Origin of the sequence: Thermus arciformis (assembly GCF_900102145.1) — a bacterium.
GTDB classification, from domain to species: Bacteria; Deinococcota; Deinococci; order Deinococcales; family Thermaceae; genus Thermus; species Thermus arciformis.
In genome coordinates this window covers 15,535-36,035 of the sequence record NZ_FNBC01000021.1, presented here as the reverse complement: position 1 = coordinate 36,035, position 20,501 = coordinate 15,535, and the positions used below count along the sequence as shown (strand labels likewise).

The following is a 20,501-nucleotide window of genomic DNA, read 5'->3' as shown; positions in this document are numbered from 1 at the left end:
TCCGTGCGGTGCAGGTGGATGGGGGCAGCGAGTTTATGTCCGATTTTGAGGAGGCCTGTGAACGTTTGGGCGTTAAGCTCTTCGTTCTTCCTCCGAGGAGCCCCAAGCTCAATGGTCACGTGGAGCGGATGCAGCGGACCTTTAGGGATGAGTTCTACACACGACCGTTGCCTTCACAGATCCCCGAGCTCCAAAGGGAGCTTGACGCCTACCTGGACCACTACAACCGCCGGCGACCCCACCGGGCCTTGGGGGGCCTGGCCCCTTTAGAGTACCTGGCTAGAATACGGGGGGAGGCGGTCCCCACAGAGTCTCAAATGTGTTGACCGACTACAGAGGCTGGACGGATCGTTCCCCTTTTTGATAACATGGGGCCCGGGTCCAGGTCCCATCCCCAGGGCCCGCGCGGAAGGAGGGACTTATAGGCAAGCTAAGGGTCCCAAGGTACCGCGAGCTTCGCAAAATCCTCAAGCAGCTGGGCTTTTCTCTCCAACCCCGGCGCGGCAAAGGAGACCACGAGGTCTGGAAACACCCCGATGGCCGCATCGTGGTCCTGGACCCGGGCAAGGATCCGCCACCCCTAGGCACCTTCAAAAGGATCCTAAAGGCCGCGGGCATCCCCGAGGAGATGTTCCGGTGAAAACCGTGGAAAAGGAACCCTTGGTCAAAACCTGGCCCCACCGCTACCCCGTGGTCCTGGAAAGGGACCCGGTGGGGGGAACCTATGGGGGCTACGCCCTGGACCTTCCTGTGTTCACCTGGGGGAAGGCGAGCCAGGAAGAAGCCCTTAAAAGCCTGTCCCGGGGCCTGGCCCTGGCCCTTCTAGAGCTGGAGGAGGCGGGCAAGCCCATCCCTGAGCCCTCGGAGGGAGTGCCCCTCGAGACGCTTTCCGAGCTGCACGCACCCCAAGTGGTCTTCCTGGAGCCCGCCCCCGTCAACCCCGTGAGCCTGGAGCTCTGGCGGGCCCTCAAGGCCCGGGGCCTTTCCCAGCGGGAGCTGGCCCGGCGCATGGGCACCTCCCCCTCGGCGGTCCACCGCCTCCTGGACCCCTTTTACTTCGGCCACAGCCTGGAAAGCCTGAGGCGGGCGACCAAGGCTCTGGGGGTCGGCCTCGAGGTGCGGTTCGCCGTGTAGGCCCTTTTCCCTTAGACTGGTGGGGATGGGGATCTACGAGGCCATCAAAGAGACCATCAAGGAGGCCATGAAGGCCCGGGACCAGAAGACCCTGGACTTCGCCCGGGTGGTGAAGGCCGAGCTGGACCGCAAAGGGGACGGCAAGCCCCTCCCCGACGAGGAAGCGGTCAAGGTCCTAAAGGCCCTCAAGGAAATCGCCCTGGAGCAGGGAAACGCCTTTGAGGTGGAGTTTCTGGACCGGTTCTTGCCCAAGGAGATGAGCGAGGAGGAGCTCGAGGCCTGGATCCGGGAGAACATTGACTTCTCCCAGTTCAAGACCCCCCTGGCGGCCATCGGGGCGGTGACCAAGGCCTTGGGCCCCAAGGCCCCGGGAGAGAAGGTGCGCCGGGTGATTGAGCGCATGACGCGATGAGCCCCTGGGAAAGGCTTGCCCTGGAAGAACTCCTCACCGAGCCCGTGCGCCTGGTGCGGGAAAGGCTCCGGACCCACACGGGCAAGGAGCTCACCTACATCTACCGCCCGGGGCCCGTGGCGGCGAGCTTCGTCCTGCCCGTAACCGAAAGGGCCACCGCCCTCCTCGTCCGCCAGTACCGCCACCCCACGGGAAAGTTCCTCCTGGAGATCCCCGCGGGCAAGGTGGACGCCGGGGAAACCCCCGAGGAGGCGGCCCGGCGCGAGCTTTTGGAGGAGGTGGGGGCCCGGGCCCGGGAGGTCCTCCCCCTCCCCCCCTTCCACCCCCAGCCCTCCTTCACCGCCGTGGTCTTCCACCCCTTCCTGGCCCTGGGGGCCGAGGTGGTGGCCGAGCCCCACCTGGAAGACGGGGAGCTTTTGGAGCCCGTGGAGTTGCCCTTGCGGGAGCTCTACGCCCTTCTGGAGAGGGGAAGGGTGGAGGACGCCTCCACCGCCCTCACCCTCTTCTACGCCCGGCCCCACCTGGAACGCCTGGGCCTCCTCCGGTAAAACCCAGCAAGAAAGCGCATAAAGTTGGCCTGGGAAGCCGCCAGGGTCCCTGGTAGACTGGCGGCGTATGAAACCGGAAGTGAAGACACCCCTCCCGGGGCCCGAGGCCCAGGCCCTCCTGGAAAAAGGGGAAGCCCTCCTTTCCCCCAGTTACGTCCGGCCCTACCCCTTCGTCCCCGCCAGGGGCCAGGGGGTCTTCCTGGAGGACGTGGACGGCAACGTCTTCTTGGACTTCATGGCGGGCATCGCCGTGAACACCACGGGTTACGCCCACCCCAAGGTGGTGGAGGCGGTGCGGCAGCAGGCCGAGCGCTTCGCCCACGTCTGCTTCTCCGACTTCACCCACGAGCCCACCCTCTCCCTGGCGGAGCGGCTCGTGGCCAGGCTCGGCGGGGGCTACCGGGTCTTCTTCGGGAACTCGGGGACCGAGGGGATTGAGGCCGCCATCAAGCTCGCCCGCCACCACACGGGAAGGCCTTACCTCCTCGCCTTCACCGGGGCCTTCCACGGCCGGAGCCTGGGGGCGCTTTCCCTCACCGCCAGCAAGAGCGCCTACCGGAAGGGCTTCTCCCCCCTCCTTCCCGGGGTGGTGCACGTGCCCTTCCCCAACCCCTTCCGCCCTCCCTTGGGGGCTTCCCCCGAGGAGGTGGGGGAGGCGGTCTTGGACCACCTGGAGCACCTCTTCCGCACCGTGGTCTCCCCGGAGGAGGTGGCGGCCTTCTTCGTGGAGCCCATCCAGGGCGAAGGGGGGTACGTGGTGCCCCCGGCGGGCTTTCTCCCGAGGCTCAAGGCCCTCTTGGAGCGCCACGGCATCCTCCTGGTGGCCGACGAGGTCCAGACCGGGGCCGGGCGCACGGGGCGGTTCTTGGCCCTGGAGCACGAGGGGGTGGAGGCGGACATCTACGTCCTGGCCAAGGGCCTGGCCTCGGGCTACCCCCTAAGCGCCCTCCTCTTCCGGGAAGAGCTTGGGAGCTGGCGGCCCGGGGCCCACGGCACCACCTTCGGCGGGCAGGCAGTGGCGGCGGCCGCGGCCCACGCCACCTTGGACCTCCTGGAGGCGGGGCTCATGGAAAACGCCGCCCGGGTGGGGGCGTTCCTCCTGGAGGAGCTCAAGGCCATGCAAAGGCGCTTCCCCTTCCTGGGGGACGTGCGCGGGAGGGGGCTCATGATCGGCCTGGACTTCGGCACCCCCGAGGAGGAGCGGCCAGACCTCCGGGACAAGGCGCAGAGGCTCGCCTTTGAGAAGGGCCTCCTCACCCTGGGGGCGGGGCCTTCTGCCCTGCGCCTCGCCCCGCCCCTCATCCTCTCCCGGGAAGAGGCGGCCATGGGGCTGGAGATCCTGGAAGAGGTCTTCCGGAGCCTGTGAGGCCAAGTGCCCGCACCTTGATTTCGCCACATGGGACGCCGGAGGCAGGGCTTTGCGAAGGCTCTTTTCGGCCCCCCGCTCTGGCGCAAGCCAGAGCGGGGTACCTAGACCCCCCCACGCGGGGTAAGCGTGGGGGGGCGTGGGAGCGCCCTTTGGAGAAGCCCTACTTGGGCTCCCCGGGCCAGTCCCCCACCACCCCGGGAGCCGCCCACTCCATGGTGAGGAGCTCCTCGAGGCTCGCCTTCTTCCCGGCGGGGATCCGCACCACCCCCTTCCGGTCCCGGATGGGCCCGGTGAAGGGGTCAAAGGTGGGCTTGGGGCTTTGCATGTCCTTGAGGAGGGTCATGATGCGGTCGTAGACCGCCACCTCCTTGCCGCCCACGGCCAGCTTGGCCTTCTGCAACAGGGGCACGTGCTTGGGGTTGATGGGCACCCCGTAGTCCGCCCCCATCTCCACGGCCCCGTGCTGGAGAAGCCAGAAGTAGTCCACGTTTTGCAGGTTCTTGGGGGTGTAGACCCCCTCCTTCACCTTCTTGAGGAAGTCTATGTAGATGACCTCCCAGTGGACGATCTGCCCCGAGACCACGTGGTCGGGGGCGAACTTGAGCATGGGGGTGTAGTGGCCGAAGGAGTAGGCCCCCTTGCGGGCGGCGGTCTGGATCACCGTGGGGGTGTCCTCGGTGAAGGCGAAGACGTCCGCCCCCTGGGCGAGGAGGGCCTCCGTGGCCTCCCGGGCCTTGGCCGGGTCGTACCAGGCGTTGATCCAGCGCACCAGGACCTGGGCCTTGGGGTTCACCGCCCTCACCCCCAGGGCGAAGGCGTTGATGTGCCGCTTCACCTCGGGGATGGGGAAGGCGGCCACGTACCCCACCTTGCCCGTCTTGGAGAGCGCCCCGGCGGCGAGGCCGTTCAGGTAGTAGACCTGGTAGAAGTCCGCCATGTAGGTGGCCACGTTGGGGGCCCGCTTGACCCCGGTGGCGTGGGCGAAGATGACGTTCGGGTACTTCTTGGCGGCCTCGAGGACCGCCTCCCCGTACCCGAAGCTCGTGGCGAAGATCACCTGGCAGCCCTCCCGCACGAAGCGGTCTATCACCGGGAGGGCCTGGGCCTCGGGGACGCTTTCCACGTAGCGGGTCTCCAGCCAGGGCAAGGCGGCCTCCGCCTTCTTGCGGCCCAGGTCGTGGGCGTAGGTCCAGCCCGCGTCCCCCACGGGCCCCACGTAGATGAAGCAGGCCTTCAGCTTGTCCCCCTGGGCAAACCCCAGGCCCAGGGCCAAAAGGAGCGTCAAGACTCTCCGCATCCTCCTCACCTCCCCCGCTCAAAGGGCACCCCCAGGGCCTTGGGGGCCCGGGTGCGCCCCGAGAGGGCCAGGACCAGGATAACCAAGAGGTAGGGCATGGTGGCGAAGGCCTCGCTCGGTATAGGTACACTGCCCTGCAGGCGGAACTGGAGGAAAAAGAGGAGGCCGAAGAGGTAGGCCCCAAAGACCGCCCGCAAGGGCTCCCAGGCGGCGAGGATCACCAGGGCGATGGCCACCCAGCCAAGCCCCCCGGTCATGCCGTCCGTCCAGGAGGGGCGGTAGGCCAAGGAGAGGTAGGCCCCGGCAAGCCCGATGAGCCCCCCGCCCAAGGCCAAGGCCCCGTAGCGCACACCCTCCACGTTCACCCCGAAGAGGTCCGCCGCCTTGGGGTTCTCCCCCACGCTCCGGAGGTAGAGGCCAAAGCGGGTGCGGTAAAGGAGAAGGTGGAGCAAAAGGGCAAGCCCCAGGGCCAGGAGGGCCAGACCCCCCTCGGGAAGGGGGTTTGCCAGGGGAAGCCCCTCGTAGCGCTTCCCCAAAAGCCCCGAGGCCCCAAGGCCCAGGGCCGCCAGGGAAAGCCCCGCCACGAACTGGTTGGCCCGGAGGGTGACGGCGAAGACCCCGAGGGCCACCCCCCCCAAGACCCCCACCCCCATCCCCGCCAGGAGGCCCAGGAGGGGGGAGGTCTCGAGGGCCAGGGCGAAGGCCGCCAGGGCGGAAAGGGCCATGACCCCCTCCACCCCCAGGTGGACCACCCCGCTCCGCTCGGCGAGGAGGGCCCCCAGGGAGGCCAGGAGGATGGGGGTTCCGAAAAGCACGGCACGCAAAAGCGCCTCTTCCATCAACGCCTCCAGATCACCCGATGCCGGCTTAGGGCCTCCGCCCCGATGAGGGCGAGGAGGAAAAGGCCGGAGACCACGTCCACCACCCTAAAGGGCATGGAGAAGGCGAGCTTCAAGGCGTCCCCCCCGGCCAGGACCAGCCCCAGGAGGAAGGCGGTGAGGAGGACCCAAAGGGGGCGCCCCCGGGCGAGCCAGGCGGCGAGGATGGCGGTGAAGCCGTAGCCCAAGGAGATCTGGGCGGGCTCCAGGAGGCGGTGGTGGATCCCCGCCACCTCCCCCACCCCGGCAAGCCCGGCCAAGGCGCCGGAGACCCCCCCCACCCAGAGGAGAAGCCGCCCCACGGGCAGGCCCAGGTAGCGGGCGGCGGCGGGGTTTTCCCCCAAAACCCGGAGGGCGAAGCCCAAGGGGGTGCGGAAGAGGAGGACCTGCAGGGCCAAGGCCGCCCCCACCCCCAGGAGGAGGGTGGGCCAGTGGACCAGGGTGTCCCCCAGGCGGGGGAGGTGGGCCCAGGGGGGAAAGCGGTCGGTGTAAAGGAAGCCGAAGACCAGCTGCCCCTTCCAAGGCCCCGCCACCAAGTAGACCACCAGGTAGTAGGCCAGGTAGTTCTGCATGAGGGTGGTGAGGATCTCGCTGGCCCCGAAACGCACCTTTAGCCAGGCGGCCACCCCCCCCCACAAGGCCCCCAGAAGCCCCCCCAGGAGGAACATGAGGAAGAGGGTCCAAGGCCCCGGGGGAAGGAAGAGGGCCGCATAGGCCCCCCCCACCGCCCCCAGGAGGAGCTGCCCCTCGGCCCCAATGTTGAAGAAGCCCACGCGGAAGGCGAAGGCCAGGCCAGCGCCGATGAGGAGGAGGGGGATGGCCCGCCGGGCGACCTCGGAAAGCCCCAAGGGGTCGGTGAGGGGAGAAAGGAAGACGGCGAAGGCCCGCCAAGGGGAAACCCCGTAGGCCAGAAAGAGGAGGGCCAGGAGGAACAGGGCGAGGAGCAAGAAGGCGGCGTAGGCCAAGGCCACCTTTCCCAGGGAAGGCGCGGGGTCCAGCTCCAACCTCATGCCCGCCCCTCCGTCATCATGCGGCCCAGGCGCTCCCGGCTCGCCTCCTCCCGGGGGATGGGCCCCACCAGGCGGCCGCGGTGGAGGGCCGCCACCCGGTGGGAAAGGGCCAGGATCTCGTCCAGGTCCTCGCTCACCAAAAGCACGGCCCCGCCCTCGCGGACGAGGTCCAGAAGCCTCCCGTGAACCTCCTCCGCCGCCCCCACGTCCACCCCGTAGGTGGGGTGCATGGCCAGGACGAGCCTGGGGCCCTCCTTGAGCTCCCGGGCGAGGATGACCTTCTGCACGTTCCCCCCGGAAAGGGTCCTCAAGGGGGTACGGGGGGAGGGGGCCTGGATGCGGTGGCGGCGCATGAGGTCCTCCGCCTCCCGCTCCATGCGCCCGTAGTCCAAAAGCCCTCCCCGGGCGTAGCGGGGGTAGGTGCGTAAGGCGAGGTTTTCCGCCACGCTCATCCCCCCCACCACCCCCGTGCTCCGCTCCTCGGGGATGTGGGCCACCCCCAGGGCAAAGAGCCGGGCCGGGTCCTGGGGAAGGGGGCTTCCCAGGAAGCGCACCCGGCCCCGGTAGGGGCGAAGGCCGGCCAGGGCCTCGAGGAGCTCCTTCTGCCCGCTCCCCGCCACCCCGGCGATGCCCAAAACCTCCCCGGCCCGCAGGGCGAAGGAGACCCCCTGGAGGGGAAAGCCGTGCCGGGGCACCAGGAGGTCTTCCACCTCCAGGACCACCTCCTCCCGGGGTGGCGGGGCCTTGGGGGGCGGGGCCACCCCCCGGCCCACCATGAGGCGCACCAGGAGGTCCTTGTCCGCCTCCTCCCGCCGCACCTCCCCCACCTTTTCCCCGGCCCTGAGCACGACGATGCGGTCGGCGAGGCCTAAGACCTCGTCCAGCTTGTGGCTGATGAAGAAGATGGCGAGGCCCCGCTCCTTGAGCCTCCGCACCTCCCGGAAGAGGTCCTCGGCCTCCTTGGGAGTGAGGACGCTGGTGGGCTCGTCCAGGATGAGCACCTTGGGCCGGGAGAGGAGGGCCCTGAGGAGCTCCACCCTTTGCTTCTCCCCGGCGGAAAGGCGGTGGACGGGGGCCTTCAGGTCCACCCCCAAGGGGTGGTCCTGGAGGAGGGCCTGGAGCCTCTGGAGGAGGGCCCGGCGGGAGAAGAAGGGGGGAAGCTCAAGCCCCAGGGCCAGGTTCTCCGCCACGGAGTGGGCCTCAATGAGCTCGGGGTGCTGGGGCACCAGGGCGATGCCAAGCCTCTGGGCCACCCTGGGGGAGGAGATGACCACCTCCTGGCCCTCCAGGAGGATTCTCCCCTCGTCGGGGGCGTAGAGGCCGTAAAGGAGGCTCACCAGGGTGGTCTTCCCCGCCCCGTTCTCCCCCAAAAGGGCCAGGACCTCTCCCCTTTGCACCTCGAGGCTCACCCCGCGGTTGGCCACCACGGGACCGAAGCGCTTGGTGATGTTTTCCAACCTCAGCATGGGAAGGCCCATAGGCCCGGCCCCGAGCATACCACGGCCCAAACCCCCTCAAGAAGTGGTATAGAATGGCCCAAGCCCCCGATGGGTCCGAAGCGGCTCAAAGCGCGGGGCGAGGAGGCGCTTATGGCCAAGGTCAAGCTGGAGCACGTGTGGAAGCGCTTCGGTAAGGTGGTGGCCGTCAAGGACTTCAACCTGGAGACGGAAGACGGCGAGTTCGTGGTCTTCGTGGGGCCCAGTGGCTGCGGGAAGACCACCACCTTGCGGATGATCGCCGGGCTGGAGGAGGTCTCCGAGGGGAAGATCTTCATCGGCGACCGCCTGGTGAACGACGTCCCCCCCAAGGACCGGGACATCGCCATGGTCTTCCAGAACTACGCCCTCTACCCCCACATGAACGTCTACGAGAACATGGCCTTTGGGCTCCGCCTCAGGCGCTACCCCAAGGACGAGATTGACCGGCGGGTGAAGGAGGCCGCCCGCATCCTGAAGATTGAGCACCTCCTCCACCGCAAGCCCCGGGAGCTCTCGGGCGGCCAGCGCCAGCGGGTGGCCATGGGGCGGGCCATCGTGCGGGAGCCCAAGGTCTTCCTCATGGACGAGCCCCTCTCCAACCTGGACGCCAAGCTCCGGGTGGAGATGCGGGCCGAGATCGCCAAGCTGCAGCGGCGGCTCGGGGTCACCACCATCTACGTGACCCACGACCAGGTGGAGGCCATGACCCTGGGCCACCGCATCGTGGTCATGAAGGACGGGGAGGTCCAGCAGGTGGACACCCCCCTCCGCCTCTACGACTTCCCCGCCAACCGCTTCGTGGCGGGCTTCATCGGAAGCCCCTCCATGAACTTCGTCAAGGCCTCCGTGGAGGTCCAGGGGGAGAAGGTCTACCTCGCAGCCCCGGGGCTCCGGATCCGCGCCAACCCCGTCCTGGCCCCAAGCCTCAGGCCCTACGCCGGGAAGGAGGTCTGGCTTGGCGTCCGGCCCGAGCATTTGGGCCTCAAGGGCTTCACGGTGATCCCCGAGGAGGAGAACGCCATCCGGGGCGAGGTGGAGGTGGTGGAGCCTTTGGGCGCGGAAACGGAACTCCACGTGAGCGTGGACGGCACCGTCCTGGTGGCCAAGGTGGACGGCCACGCCCCGGTGAAGCCCGGGGACCGGGTGGAGCTTCTCGCGGACACCGGCCGCCTGCACGCCTTTGATCTGGAGACGGAAAAGGCCATCGGCCACTCCCAGGAGCCCGCGGCCTTCGCCCGGTAGGGCGCCCCTTATCATGGAGGGGTGAGCGCGGCCAAGCCTTTCGTCATCGGCATCGCCGGGGGAAGCGCAAGCGGCAAGACCACCCTGGCCCGAAGCCTCGCCCAGGCCTTGGGCCAGCGGGTGGCCCTTTTGCCCATGGACCACTACTACAAGGACCTCTCCCACCTGCCCTTTTCCCGGCGTCTGGAGGTGAACTACGACCACCCCGAGGCCCTTGACCTCTCCCTCTACCTGGCCCACGCCGAGGCCCTCCTCTCGGGAAACCCCGTGGAAATGCCCCTTTACGACTTCAAGGCCTACACCCGAAGCCCGAGGACGGAACGGGTGGGGCCCGCCCCGGTGCTGGTCCTGGAAGGCCTTTTGGTCCTCTACCCCGAGGCCTTGCGGCGGATGATGGACCTCAAGGTCTTCGTGGACGCCGACGCCGACGAGCGCTTCATCCGCAGGCTCCTCCGGGACGTGAAGGAGCGGGGACGCACCCTGGAGGGGGTGGTGGCGCAGTACCTCCAGCGGGTGAAGCCCATGCACCAGGCCTTCGTGGAGCCCACCAAGCGGTACGCCGACGTGATCCTCCCCGGGGGAGGCCAGAACCCCGTGGCCCTGGAGATGCTCCTGGCCAAGGCCCTGGCCCGCCTGGGGGAGGTGGGGGCGGCATGAGGCGGCTTCTCCACCTCCTCCTTTTCCTGGCCCTGATCCCCTCCCTCCTGGCCCTCCTTCCCCGGATCCATGCGGAGAGGCCAGGCCCCGTGGTCCTGGTGCTGGACGCGGAGGCGGTGCGCCCCCGGGCCAAGGCCCAGGGGCAAGGCCTCCTGGAAGCCCTCCTCGCCTACCGGAAGGAAGGGGTAGGGGGCGTGGCCTTCCCCGAGCGCCTGGTGAAGGACTGGGTGGCGGAAGGCGCCCTCCTCCTTCGCCAGGGCCTGGAGCTAAGGGAGATGGGGCTTCCCGCCCGGGCGGACTGGTACTACCTCAAGGGGGAGGGCTGGCTTCTGGACCTCCTGCAAAGGGCCTACGAGCTCCCCACGGAGCGGCTTGGGGAGTGGCTGGGCTTTCCCGTGGACGTGCAGGCCTTCCCCGCCTTTTACCCCTTCGCGGAGATCCAGCAGGCCAAGGAGGCGGGCTTTTACGTGGTGGTGCGGCCCATCAACCACCCCTTGCGCCGCCTCGAGGCCGGCCTCCCCCTGGTGCCCGGGGAGGCGGACGCCGTGGTCTTCCAGGGCCTCGAGGCCTTAGGCCACCCCTACCGCCTGGAGGAGGCCAAGGCCCTCGTCCCCGTCCCCGTAGCCCTCATTGAGGGCACGCCCCAGGCGGGCCTCCAGGCCTTTTGGGAAAAGGGCTTCCTCCGGCTTTTCAGCCTGCGCTACGAGTGGCAGCTCACCCTAAGCCCCGAGGAGGCCGCGGACAAGTACACCCTGGCCGCCCGGGAGCGGGGGCACCAGCTCCTCTACCTCCGCCCCTACCCCTACCCCCAGGACACCCTCCGCCTCCTCAAGCGCCTCCGGGAAGGCCTGGAGGCGAGCGGCATCCCCCTGGGAAGCCCGAGGCCCCGGGACTTCACCCCAAGCCCCCTGCGGTACGCCGCCTGGGTGGGGGTCTTGGCGGGGCTTGGGCTTTTGGCCCTGGGGCTTCCCGTCTATGGGCCCTGGGTGGCCTTCCTCCTTCTCCTCCTGGCCCTGGGGTACGCGGGAAGTCAGGCGGGGCCTTTGCTCGCCGCTTTGGTCTTCCCGGTGCTCGGCTTCCTGGGCCCGAGGAACGGGCTTTGGATGTGGGCGCGAAGCCTAGGGTACGCCCTCGCGGGGGCGGTCTTCCTCAGCGCCCTGGGCTCGAGCCCGGCCACGGTCTTAGGCCTCACCCCCTTCAAGGGGGTCTCCCTCACCCTCCTCGTGCCCCCCCTCCTCGTGGCCTACAGCTTCCTGGACCGCGACTTCAAGGAGGCCCTCGCCCGCCTCTACCTCCACCCCCTGCGCCTGGGGGAGGTGGCCCTTGGGGGGCTTGCCCTGGGGCTTTTGGCCCTCGCCCTCCTTCGCCGGGGCAACGACGCCCCCTTGGTGCCGGAGCTTGAACTAAAGCTTAGGAGCGTCCTCCAGGACCTCATGGTTCGCCCCCGGTTCAAGGAGGTCTTCGGCCACGGCCTCTTCCCCCTGGCCCTCCTCCTCCCCTGGCCCCGCTGGGCGCAAAACGGCCTCCTCTTCCTCGCCTCCTTGGGCATCGCCTCCATCCTCAACACCTTCAGCCACTACCACACCCCCCTTTCCATCTCCTTCTTCCGGGTGGTGAACGGGGCCCTCCTGGGGGTCTTCCTCGGGCTTTTAGGGGTTATCCTGGTAAGGAGGCTTAGGGCATGGTGGTCGGGGTAGCGGGGTACTACGGCTTCAAGAACGCGGGGGACGAGGCCATCCTCGAGGCCATCGCCCGGGAGCTCAAGGCCCGGGGGCACCGGGTGGTGGCCCTCTCCGGCGACCCCAAGGGCACCCGGGAGGAGCACGGGGTGGCGGCCTTCCACCGCCTGAACCCCCTCGCCCTCCTCCGGGCGGACCTCTGGCTTTTGGGCGGAGGGGGGCTTCTGCAGGACGCCACCAGCGCCCTAAGCCTCACCTACTACCTCTCCGTGCTCCGCCTCGCCCGCCTCTTCCGCAAGCGGGTGGTGGTCTTCAACCAGTCCTTGGGGCCCCTCTCCCCTTGGGGGGAGAGGCAGGTGCAAAAGGCCCTCAAGGGGGTGCCGGTGATCCTCAGGGACCAGGACTCCCTGGAGTACGCCCGGCGCCTGGGCCTCCCCGCCGAGCTCGGGGCCGACCCCGCCCTCCTCCTCACCCCGCCCCCCGTGAAGCGGGAGGAGGACCTCGTCCTCGTCATCCCCCGGGCCGGGGTGAGCCAGGAGGCCCTAAAGAACCTCTACATCACCGCCAACCACCTCTTCCACGAGGGCAAGCAGGTCCTGGTCCTCCTCCTCCAGCCCGGCTACGACGACGAGGTGGCCAAGACCTTCTACCTCCACCGCATAGAGCGCACCTCCGACCCCCGCCGGGTCCTCTACCTCGCGGCCCAGGCGGGGTACGTGATCTCCATGCGCCTCCACGGCCTCATCCTGGCGGCGGCGGCGGGCACCCCCTTCGCCGCCCTCTCCTACGACCCCAAGGTGGCCGCCTTCGCCAAGGAGACCGGGGCCTACTACCAGGAGCTCCCCGGGGACCCCATCAAGCTCTCCAAGGCGGCCATGTACGGGCGCTACCCCGACTGGGAGAAGGTGGAGGCCTTGAAGGAGCGGGCCAGGCGGAGCTTTGACCTCGCCTTGGGGGAGGCCACCCCCGTCAAGCGCCCTCACGGACGCGGCTGAGGCGGGCGAGGACCCCTTCCGCGAAGGCCGCGAGGTCCCTAAGGCCTTCCTCCACCTCCTGCCTCAGGAGGAACTCCCCCGGGGAAAGCCGCTTCAGGAGGAGGAAGGGGGGCTGGACCAAAAGCTCCACCCCCTGGCGCACCACCTCGGGGATGAGGCCTTCCTCCAGGGCCTCGGCCTCGAGGTCCGGGAGCAAGAACACCTCCCCCAGGCGCTTGCGGGCGAGGAGGAGGAGGAGGGCGGCCAAGGCCCCCCGCTCGGCAAGCTCCGCCGCCAGGCGGTCCTCCAGGGCCTCCACCGCCTCCAGGTCCACCCGGCCCTGGCGCAGGAGGTCCTCGAGGTCCAAGGGGGAAAGGGGAAACCGCCCTTTAAGGCGCACCAGGCGGCTCACCGCCTCCGGGGAGAGGTGGGCGACCCCCGGGGGGACCGCCTCCTTCTCCGACTCCGGGGCCAGAAGGGCCACGTGGACCCCCTGCATGCGGTAGGGCTTGAGGTCCTCCACCCTCCCCTCCCCCAGGCGCAAGAGGGCCAAGGCCACCTGCCGCCGCCCCAGGGGGGCCTTGTAGAGCCAGGGAGGCCCCCCCTCCAGGAGGAAGCCAAGCCGCCTCAGGTCCTCGGTGATGCCCGGGGGCTCGAGGGCCTTGGGTTCGTGGGGAAAGAGGACCTCCTTGGGGTAGGGGGTTACCCGGACCCGGCGCTTTTCCTGGGGGGCTTCCGCCTTCACCTCCTTGGGCTCTTCCCGGGGCTTCTCCAGGCGGGGGAGGGCGCGGGGCAGGGCCTTGAGCTCCACCTCCTCGCCCCGGAAGTGGAGGAGGACCACCTCGTTGGCCGCCAGGCGCCGCTTGGCGTAGTAAGGCCCAAGGCCCCTGAGGAGGCCCCCCTTCCAGTCCACCTCCGCCTCAAAGGCCTCCCCGTCCTCGTCCAGGAAGCGCACGCGCTCCTTGCCCAGAAGGCGCTGGCGCAAGGAGGCGGTGAGGGCCATGGTGCCCGACTGAATACAGGCGCTGGTCAGAACATAGCGGACGGTCATACTACCTCCCTAGCTCCACCAGGGAACGGGGACTCCCTGCAGTAAGCATATAGTACACCTCGTGGACCAGGGCCAGGGTGCGCTCCACGTCCGCCAGGGCCCGGTGCTCCTTCCTGGGGGGGAGTTCTAAGACCTCGGAAAGGGCGTCCAGGCCGTAGCGGCGAAGGCCCCTCATGGCCTTCTTGGCCAGGCGGATGGAGTCCACCGCGGGGCCCTCCAAGGCCAGGCCCAGCCTCCCCAGGGCGGGCCTCAGGAAGGAGAGGTCAAAGGCGGCGTTGTGGAGGACCAGGGTGGCCCCTCGCAGGAGGGGGTAGGCCTGGGCCAAGACCTCCTCCAGGGAAGGGGCCTCCTCCAGCTCGGAGGCCCGGATCCCGGTGAGCCTCTGGATGAAAGGGCTCGGGGGGCGCGAAGGGCGCACAAGGCTCTGGAAGGCTTGGCGCCTTGGGCCTTCCAAGCGCACCAGGGCGAGCTCAAGGATCTCGTTGACCCCCGGGGCGAGCCCCGTGGTCTCCAGGTCCAGGACCACCACCGCCTCCCCCTCCAGGGGAAAGGGGTAGCGCCACTCCCAAAGCCCCACCGCCTCCTCCAGGAGGAACCTCCCGTCCAGAAGGGGCCGCACCACCCGTTCCACGGGGCCCCGAAGCCCCAGGGCCTCCCCCAGGTGGGAAAGGGGGAGGGGCCTGCCCTCGGCCCGGAGGCGCCGGGCGAGGCGGGTGGCGAGGCGGAAGCGAAAGGCAGGGTCCATCCTAGAAGGCCTCCCCCAAAGGGGCGCGGAGGAAGGCGCGGTCCGTGGCCTCCTCAAAGGCGAGGGCCGCCCGAAGAAGCCTCTCGTCCTCCCCCCAGGGGGCGAGGAGCTGGAGGCCCACGGGCAGGTGGCCCTCAAACCCCGCGGGGAAGGAGAGGGCGGGAAGCCCCGCGAGGTTCGCCCCCACGGTGTAGAGGTCCTCCCGGTACATGGAAAGGGGGTCGCGCCGGGCCCCGAAAGGGAAGGCGGGGTGGGGGGTGGTGGGGAGGAGGAGGAGGTCCACCTCCTGGAAGAGGGCCCGGGCCTCGGCCTTGAGGCGGCGGCGGAAGGCCTGGGCGCGGCCGTAGTAGGCCTCGTAGTAGCCGCTGGAGAGGACGAAGGTGCCCACGAGGACCCGCCTTTTCACCTCGAGGCCGAAGCGGGCCCGGGTGGCCTGGCGCACCCCCTCCACCTCCTCCCCCTCCGCCCGGACCCCGTAGAGGGTGCCGTCGTAGCGGGCCAGGTTGGAGCTCGCCTCCGCCGGGGCGAGGATGTAGTAGGCGGCGAGGGCCTGGGGGAGGGAGGGCCAGGAGACCTCCCGCAGGGAAAGGCCAAGCCCCCGGAAGACCTCAAGGGCCTCCTCCAGGGCCCTTTCCACCCCGGGGCTATTCCCCGCGAGGGCCTCCCGCACCACCCCGAGGCGCAAGGGGGGAAGGGGCCCCTCCAGGGCCTCCTGGAAGCGGGGGGGGAGGTCCAGGCTCGTGGCGTCCAGGGGGTCGGGCCCGGCCACGGCGTCCATGAGGAGGGCGAGGTCCCGCACGGAGCGGGCCATGGGGCCGATCTGGTCCAGGCTCGAGGCGTAGGCGATGAGGCCGAAGCGGCTCACCCGGCCGTAGGTGGGCTTGAGGCCGTAGACGCCGCAGAAGGCCGCGGGCTGCCGGACGCTTCCCCCCGTGTCGGAACCCAGGGCGAGGGGGGCGAGGTCGGCGGCCAAGGCGGCGGCGCTTCCCCCGCTGGAGCCCCCGGGGACCCTATGGGGGTCAAAGGGGTTCTTGGTGGGGAAGAAGGCGGAGTGCTCCGTGGAGGAGCCCATGCCGAACTCGTCCAGGTTGGTCTTGCCCAGGACCAGGGCGCCCAGGGCCCTAAGCCTCGCCACCGCGGTGGCCTCGTAGGGGGGCACGAAGTTTTCCAGAAGGCGGCTTCCCGCCGTGGTGCGGAGGCCCCGGGTGGCGATGTTGTCCTTCACCGCCACCACGAGGCCCGCCAGGGGAAGCCGGGGGTCCACCCCTTCCGCCTCCTGCAAAAGCCTCTCGTTTAAGGAGAGGAAGGCGCCGAGGCTTGGGTCTAGCTCCTGGACCCGCTTCAGGTAGGCCTGGGCCACCTCCAGGGGGGAAACCTCCCCCCGGGCCACGCGGGCGCGGATCTCGTGGGCCAACATGCCCCCACTATAGCCCGAAGTGGAGGCGAAGCCAGTCCCGGAAGCCCGTGTACGCCTCCTCGCCCCCCCGGGGCAGGTAGACCACGTCCCCGGGCTCGTGGCGGAACCAGGTGTACTGCCTCTTGGCGTAGGCCTTCACCGCCCGGATGTCCCGCCTTAGGGCCTCCTCCAGGCCGTACTCCCCCAAGAGGTGGCCCACCACCTCCTTGTAGCCGATGGCCTGGAGGGCGGTGGGCATCCTGGGGTAGCGGGCAAGGAGCCCCCGCACCTCCTCCACGAGCCCCCGGGCGAACTGGGCCTTGGCCCGTTCCTCCAGCCTCGGGAAAAGCCAGGCCCGGTCGGGCCAGAGGACGAGCTTCTTGTAGCGGAAGCGGGGGGGCCTCTTGGGAAACCGGGCCGGGGGGGTGCCCGTGCGCCTCAGGACCTCCAGGGCCCGGACGAGCCTCCTGGGGTTTCTCCCCACGCGGTGGGCGTCCTCGGGGCTCGCCCGGGCGAGCTCGGCGAGGAGGGCCTCAAGGCCCCGTTCCTCAAGCTCCGCCCACAGGGCCTCCTGGACCCCGGGGTCCGGCGGAGGGAGGTCGTGAAGCCCCTCGGAGAGGGCGCGGATGTAGTAGCCCGTCCCCCCCACCACCAAGGGGAGCTTTCCCCGGGAGAGGACCTGGGCAATGGCCTCCTCGGCCAGGGCGAGGAAGCGGGCCACGCTCATGGCCTCGTGGGGCTCGAGGACGTCCACCAGGTGGTGGGGCGCTTTCGCCCGCTCCTCGGGCGTGGGCTTGTCCGTGCCGATGTCCAGCCCCCGGTAGACCATGGTGGCGTCGGCGGAGACCACCTCCAGGGGAAGCTCCTCGGCGAGGCGCAGGGCCAAAAGGGTCTTCCCGCTCCCCGTGGGCCCGGCGAGAACCGGCACCGCCTCCACATCCCTTATGCTAAGGGCATGCTGGAACGCCTGGACCGCCTGGAGACCCTGCGAAAGCTGAAAGAACTGCAAGAGCGCATCGCCGAGCTGGCCTACCAGCTCACCGGCGAAGAGCCCGCCGCCTGGACCCCTCGGATAGACCTCCTGGAAGAAGAAGACCACTACGTCCTCTTGGTGGACCTCCCCGGGGTTCGCCCCGAGGACCTGGAGCTTTTGGAGGAGGGAAGCCGCGTGACCCTGGCGGGGGTGCGCCACCCCTGGCCCGGCACCTACCTCCTGGAGGAGAGGCCCATGGGCACCTTCCGCCGCACCCTGGACCTCCCCGGCCCCATTGAGGAGGGCACCGCCCAGGCGAGCCTGCGGCAGGGGGTGCTGGAGGTGCGCTTCCGGAAGCGCAAGGGCACCCCCCTCCCCCTGGCTCAGTAGACCACCTGGTGGCAGGCCCGGCACCGGGGCTCGTAGCGCTCCTTCGCCCCCACGAGGATCACGGGGTCGGTGTAGCGGGCGGGCTTTCCGTCCACCAGGCGCTGGGTGCGGGTGGCGGGGGCCCCGCACCTTTGGCAGATGGCGGTGAGCTTGTCCACGAACTCCGCCCGGGCGAGGAGCTCGGGGACGAGGCCAAAGGGCTCCCCCCGGAAGTCCAGGTCCAGGCCCGCCAGGATCACCCTCACCCCCCCTTGGGCCAGGCGCTCCACCAGGGGGATGAGCCCCCGGTCCAGGAACTGCACCTCGTCCACGGCCACCACCTGGGGCAGGGGGTCCAGGTGGGCCTCCATCTCCTGGGCGCTCTCCACGGGGATGGCCTCCACCCTCTCCCCGTCGTGGCTCACCACGTGGGCGGGGTGGTAGCGGTCGTCTAAGCGGGGCTTGAAAACCAAGACCCGCTGCCTTGCGATGAGGGCCCGTTTGACCCGGCGGATGAGCTCCTCGCTCTTGCCGGAGAACATGGGGCCGGCGATCACCTCAATCCAACCCTGGCGGTGGAGTATAGGGGGCATGGTTTTCCCTACAATAAGCCAACCTGGGAGCCCTAAGGCCCCCAGGGCTAGCGAACCTTGGTCATCCCCCGCCCGGTGGGGTCACCGCCCCTTGCGGTAGGAGTCCCCGTAGCGGCGCTGGAAGCGCTCTACCCTACCCTCCGTGTCCACGAAGCGCTGCTGGCCCGTGTAGAAGGGATGGCACTTGCTGCAGACCTCCACGTAGATCTCGGGCTTCACCGAGTAGGTGTGGATGACGTTGCCGCAACCGCAGATGATGCGGGCGGGAACCAGCTTGGGATGGATGTCTTCCTTCACGCTCGCCTCCTCCCGCACGGTCTTGGCCGTGCGAAAACCACTACCCAGTCTAAAGGCGGAAAGCCCAAGAGGCAAGGCCTACCGGGGCGGGGGAAGGCGCCGCCAACGGGGGCCCCGGATTCTCTGCCAGGCCTCGTACCCAAGGCCGATCAAAAGGGCCACCGCCGCCAAAAGCCAAACCAGCCCCAGCACCGCAAGCCCCAAAAGGGCCAAAAACAGAAAAACCCAGGGGGTGGACCGGAAAGCCCGCACCCCTTCATCCTAGGCCCAGTTCATGCTAGAATGGTGAACGCCCCAGGGCAGGGGTGCGGTCGCGCCCGGAGGCCCAAACCTCCGGGTGAGGAAAGTCCGGGCACCATAGGGCAGGGTGCCAGCTAACGGCTGGGCGGGGTAACCCGACGGAAAGTGCCACAGAGAAGAGACCGCCAGCGGCCGGGGCCTCCCCCGGTGCGGGCAAGGGTGAAACGGTGGGGTAAGAGCCCACCGCGCCTCCTGGAAACAGGGGCGGCACGGCAAACCCCACCCGGTGCAAGGCCCGGTAGGCAGGAAGGGCTTGCCCGGCCCGTTAGAACCTGCGGGATGGGCCGCTAGAGGCCGGTGGCGACACCGGTCCCAGAGAGATGACCGCAGAAAACAGAACCCGGCTTACCCCCTGCCCTGGCTCCCCCCCGAGGCTTCCCTCGGGGGGTTGGTCTTTGCCTCGAGGGGTGGGAAGTAAGTGGGATACAAGTGGGAGGGAGTGGAAATCTGTGGGGAATACGTGGTATACTCCTCGCGAAAAGCCTTCCTGGGCAAGCCCCATACCTCCCCATCAGGGCAGAGGGTGGCCCGGCGAAGGTGGGAGCGGGTGGGAAATGCCCTTCGGCGAGTACCAGTACAGCCTGGACGACAAAGGGCGGGTGGTCATCCCCGCCCCCTTCCGGGACTTCCTGGAAGACGGCCTGGTGCTCACCCGGGGGATGGAGGGGTGCCTTTACGTCTTCCCCTCCGACCGCTGGCGCAAGATTGAGGAGCAGCTGGTCAACCTCCCCCTCACCGACGCCGAGGCCCGGGCCTTCGTCCGCTTCTTCTACTCGGGAGCCCACAAGACCCGGATGGACAACGCCAGCCGGGTCCTGATCCCCCCTCCCCTGCGGCAGTTCGCTGGGCTCCAGGAGGGGGGGGAGGTGGTGGTGGCCGGGGCCCCAGGCAGGCTGGAGATTTGGAGCCAGGAGCGCTGGTGGAAGACCATTGAGGAGATCATGCGCCATCCGCCAGCCCCCGAGGCCCTCAAGGGGCTTATTGGGTAGGTATTTATGGAACACATCACCCAGCACGTTCCCGTCCTTTACCAGGAAGCCCTGGATTTCCTCAAGGTGGAACCCGGCAAGGTGTACGTGGACGCCACCCTGGGAGGCGCGGGCCACGCCCGGGGCATCCTGGAGCGGGGGGGGCGGGTTTTGGGGCTGGACCAGGACCCCGAGGCCGTGGCCCGGGCCCGGGCCTTGGGGCTTCCGGGCCTCCAGGTCTACCAGGCCAACTTCCGCCGCCTCAAGGAGGTGCTCCGCCAGGCGGGGGTGGAACGGGTGGCGGGGATTCTCGCCGACCTCGGGGTCTCCAGCTTCCACCTGGAAGACCCCAGGCGGGGCTTCAGCTACCAGAGGGAAGGCCCCCTGGACATGCGCATGGGGGAGGAGGGCCCCAGGGCCGCCGAGGTGGTCAACACCCTTCCCCTGGAGGCGCTTTACCGCCTTCTAAGGGACCTCGGGGAGGAAAGGGAGGCCTACCGCATCGCCCAGGCCATCGTGGCGGCCCGGAAGAAGAAGCCCATTGAGACCACCACGGAGCTTGCGGAGATCGTCCGCCAGGCGGTGGGCTTCCGCAAGGCGGGGCATCCGGCCCGCAAGACCTTCCAGGCCCTGCGCATGTACGTGAACGACGAGCTTGGGGCCCTGGAGGAGTTTCTCGCCCAGGCCGCCGAGGTCCTCGCTCCCGGGGGGCGGCTTGTGGTCATCGCCTTCCATTCCCTCGAGGACCGGTTGGTGAAGCGGTTCCTGAGGGCAAGCGGCCTCAAGGTGCTCACCAAAAAACCCGTGCTTCCCTCCCCCGAGGAGGTGGCCAAAAACCCCCGGGCCCGGAGCGCCAAGCTCCGGGCCGCGGAGAAGGAGGCCTCGTGAAAAGCGCCCTGCGGTTCGGCCTCCTTTACCTCCTGGCCCTCCTGCTCCTCCTCGCCTTCGGCCACCGCAACCAGCTGGAAAGGGCGCGCCTCGCCCAGATGGAAGCCCGCCTGGAGCGCCTTCGGGCCGAGGAGAACGCCCTCCTTAAGGAAACCTGGCGGCTAAGCCAGCCCCACCGGGTGCTGGAGTGGGCGGAGCGGGAAGGGTTTATCCCCCTGAGCCAGGGGAGGTGGGCGCGGTGAC

Annotated in this window: 24 protein-coding genes, 1 other RNA gene and 1 pseudogene; 15 read left to right on the top strand and 11 right to left on the bottom strand. The window is 69.2% G+C overall.

Annotated elements, in window-relative coordinates:
• The 6 genes and pseudogenes from BLP62_RS08450 to BLP62_RS08425 form a co-directional block, all read left to right on the top strand.
• Positions 1-364 (top strand): annotated as a pseudogene (locus BLP62_RS08450) (integrase core domain-containing protein); the annotation flags it as partial.
• A 57-nt stretch (positions 365-421) separates the two neighbouring features.
• Positions 422-640 (top strand): type II toxin-antitoxin system HicA family toxin, encoded by a 219-nt coding sequence (locus tag BLP62_RS13775; RefSeq protein ID WP_093007701.1) that lies wholly within the window; start codon positions 422-424, stop codon positions 638-640.
• 20 nt (positions 641-660) lie between these two features.
• Positions 661-1,134: a type II toxin-antitoxin system HicB family antitoxin gene (locus BLP62_RS13770; RefSeq protein ID WP_176758173.1), complete on the top strand. Its 474-nt coding sequence runs from the start codon at positions 661-663 to the stop codon at positions 1,132-1,134.
• 25 nt (positions 1,135-1,159) lie between these two features.
• Complete coding sequence (locus BLP62_RS08435; protein ID WP_093007697.1) at positions 1,160-1,546, top strand: GatB/YqeY domain-containing protein; 387 nt, start codon at positions 1,160-1,162, stop codon at positions 1,544-1,546.
• A complete protein-coding gene (locus tag BLP62_RS08430) occupies positions 1,543-2,094 on the top strand; it encodes an NUDIX hydrolase (RefSeq protein ID WP_093007695.1) in 552 nt (183 codons plus the stop codon). Before BLP62_RS08435 ends, BLP62_RS08430 begins: the two co-directional genes overlap by 4 nt.
• A gap of 67 nt (positions 2,095-2,161) precedes the next feature.
• Positions 2,162-3,460 (top strand): acetyl ornithine aminotransferase family protein, encoded by a 1,299-nt coding sequence (locus BLP62_RS08425; protein ID WP_093007693.1) that lies wholly within the window; start codon positions 2,162-2,164, stop codon positions 3,458-3,460.
• A 163-nt stretch (positions 3,461-3,623) separates the two neighbouring features.
• Here BLP62_RS08425 and BLP62_RS08420 read toward each other — a convergent pair whose 3' ends face one another.
• The 4 genes from BLP62_RS08420 to BLP62_RS08405 are packed head-to-tail and all read right to left on the bottom strand — an operon-like array spanning position 3,624 to position 8,114.
• Positions 3,624-4,760 (bottom strand): BMP family ABC transporter substrate-binding protein, encoded by a 1,137-nt coding sequence (locus tag BLP62_RS08420; protein WP_093007691.1) that lies wholly within the window; start codon positions 4,758-4,760, stop codon positions 3,624-3,626.
• A gap of 5 nt (positions 4,761-4,765) precedes the next feature.
• A complete protein-coding gene (locus BLP62_RS08415) occupies positions 4,766-5,599 on the bottom strand; it encodes an ABC transporter permease subunit (RefSeq protein ID WP_093007689.1) in 834 nt (277 codons plus the stop codon).
• Positions 5,599-6,648, bottom strand: coding sequence for an ABC transporter permease (locus tag BLP62_RS08410; RefSeq protein ID WP_093007687.1), 1,050 nt, complete (start codon positions 6,646-6,648; stop codon positions 5,599-5,601). Before BLP62_RS08410 ends, BLP62_RS08415 begins: the two co-directional genes overlap by 1 nt.
• Positions 6,645-8,114, bottom strand: a complete 1,470-nt coding sequence (locus tag BLP62_RS08405; protein WP_093007711.1) for an ABC transporter ATP-binding protein — start codon at positions 8,112-8,114, stop codon at positions 6,645-6,647. The genes BLP62_RS08410 and BLP62_RS08405 overlap by 4 nt, the downstream gene beginning before the upstream one ends.
• 123 nt (positions 8,115-8,237) lie before the next feature.
• Here BLP62_RS08405 and BLP62_RS08400 point away from each other — a divergent pair, with 123 nt between their 5' ends.
• From BLP62_RS08400 to csaB, 4 genes are read left to right on the top strand one after another with little or no spacing between them, the layout of a single operon-like run.
• Positions 8,238-9,368 (top strand): ABC transporter ATP-binding protein, encoded by a 1,131-nt coding sequence (locus BLP62_RS08400; RefSeq protein WP_093007685.1) that lies wholly within the window; start codon positions 8,238-8,240, stop codon positions 9,366-9,368.
• Between the two features lie 21 nt (positions 9,369-9,389).
• Positions 9,390-10,025 (top strand): uridine kinase, encoded by a 636-nt coding sequence (udk, locus tag BLP62_RS08395; protein ID WP_093007683.1) that lies wholly within the window; start codon positions 9,390-9,392, stop codon positions 10,023-10,025.
• On the top strand, positions 10,022-11,722 hold the full coding sequence (locus tag BLP62_RS08390; RefSeq protein ID WP_093007681.1) for a DUF5693 family protein: 1,701 nt from the start codon (positions 10,022-10,024) through the stop codon (positions 11,720-11,722). Before udk ends, BLP62_RS08390 begins: the two co-directional genes overlap by 4 nt.
• On the top strand, positions 11,707-12,699 hold the full coding sequence (csaB, locus tag BLP62_RS08385) for a polysaccharide pyruvyl transferase CsaB (protein WP_093007679.1): 993 nt from the start codon (positions 11,707-11,709) through the stop codon (positions 12,697-12,699). The genes BLP62_RS08390 and csaB overlap by 16 nt, the downstream gene beginning before the upstream one ends.
• Here csaB and BLP62_RS08380 read toward each other — a convergent pair.
• The 4 genes from BLP62_RS08380 to miaA are packed head-to-tail and all read right to left on the bottom strand — an operon-like array spanning position 12,674 to position 16,807.
• Positions 12,674-13,729 (bottom strand): hypothetical protein, encoded by a 1,056-nt coding sequence (locus tag BLP62_RS08380; RefSeq protein ID WP_093007677.1) that lies wholly within the window; start codon positions 13,727-13,729, stop codon positions 12,674-12,676. The genes csaB and BLP62_RS08380 overlap by 26 nt on opposite strands.
• 1 nt (position 13,730) lies before the next feature.
• Positions 13,731-14,474: a 3'-5' exonuclease gene (locus tag BLP62_RS08375; RefSeq protein WP_093007675.1), complete on the bottom strand. Its 744-nt coding sequence runs from the start codon at positions 14,472-14,474 to the stop codon at positions 13,731-13,733.
• 1 nt (position 14,475) lies between these two features.
• A complete protein-coding gene (gene gatA / locus BLP62_RS08370; RefSeq protein WP_093007673.1) occupies positions 14,476-15,891 on the bottom strand; it encodes an Asp-tRNA(Asn)/Glu-tRNA(Gln) amidotransferase subunit GatA in 1,416 nt (471 codons plus the stop codon).
• Between the two features lie 7 nt (positions 15,892-15,898).
• Entirely contained in the window at positions 15,899-16,807 is a 909-nt protein-coding gene (gene miaA / locus BLP62_RS08365; RefSeq protein WP_093007671.1) for a tRNA (adenosine(37)-N6)-dimethylallyltransferase MiaA, read from the bottom strand.
• Between the two features lie 18 nt (positions 16,808-16,825).
• On the opposite strand from miaA, the gene BLP62_RS08360 reads away from it, so the two are divergent.
• Positions 16,826-17,233, top strand: a complete 408-nt coding sequence (locus tag BLP62_RS08360; RefSeq protein ID WP_093007669.1) for an Hsp20/alpha crystallin family protein — start codon at positions 16,826-16,828, stop codon at positions 17,231-17,233.
• On the opposite strand, the gene BLP62_RS08355 is transcribed toward BLP62_RS08360, so the two are convergent.
• The 3 genes from BLP62_RS08355 to BLP62_RS13765 form a co-directional block, all read right to left on the bottom strand.
• Positions 17,227-17,805 carry a thymidine kinase gene (locus BLP62_RS08355; protein ID WP_093007667.1) on the bottom strand — a complete coding sequence of 193 codons (579 nt, stop codon included), beginning with the start codon at positions 17,803-17,805 and terminating at the stop codon, positions 17,227-17,229. The genes BLP62_RS08360 and BLP62_RS08355 overlap by 7 nt on opposite strands.
• Positions 17,806-17,886: 81 nt before the next feature.
• Positions 17,887-18,102 carry a 50S ribosomal protein L31 gene (gene rpmE / locus BLP62_RS08350; RefSeq protein ID WP_093007665.1) on the bottom strand — a complete coding sequence of 72 codons (216 nt, stop codon included), beginning with the start codon at positions 18,100-18,102 and terminating at the stop codon, positions 17,887-17,889.
• Positions 18,103-18,180: 78 nt separating this feature from the next.
• Entirely contained in the window at positions 18,181-18,354 is a 174-nt protein-coding gene (locus BLP62_RS13765; protein WP_176758172.1) for a hypothetical protein, read from the bottom strand.
• Positions 18,355-18,397: 43 nt separating this feature from the next.
• Here BLP62_RS13765 and rnpB point away from each other — a divergent pair.
• From rnpB to BLP62_RS08330, 4 genes are all read left to right on the top strand, one after another.
• An RNA gene (rnpB, locus tag BLP62_RS08345) (RNase P RNA component class A) lies at positions 18,398-18,766 on the top strand.
• Positions 18,767-18,956: 190 nt separating this feature from the next.
• Entirely contained in the window at positions 18,957-19,391 is a 435-nt protein-coding gene (mraZ, locus tag BLP62_RS08340) for a division/cell wall cluster transcriptional repressor MraZ (RefSeq protein WP_054638370.1), read from the top strand.
• A gap of 6 nt (positions 19,392-19,397) precedes the next feature.
• Positions 19,398-20,258, top strand: coding sequence for a 16S rRNA (cytosine(1402)-N(4))-methyltransferase RsmH (rsmH, locus tag BLP62_RS08335; RefSeq protein WP_093007663.1), 861 nt, complete (start codon positions 19,398-19,400; stop codon positions 20,256-20,258).
• Positions 20,255-20,500 (top strand): hypothetical protein, encoded by a 246-nt coding sequence (locus BLP62_RS08330; RefSeq protein WP_093007661.1) that lies wholly within the window; start codon positions 20,255-20,257, stop codon positions 20,498-20,500. The genes rsmH and BLP62_RS08330 overlap by 4 nt, the downstream gene beginning before the upstream one ends.
• The last annotated feature ends 1 nt before the right edge of the window (position 20,501 follow it).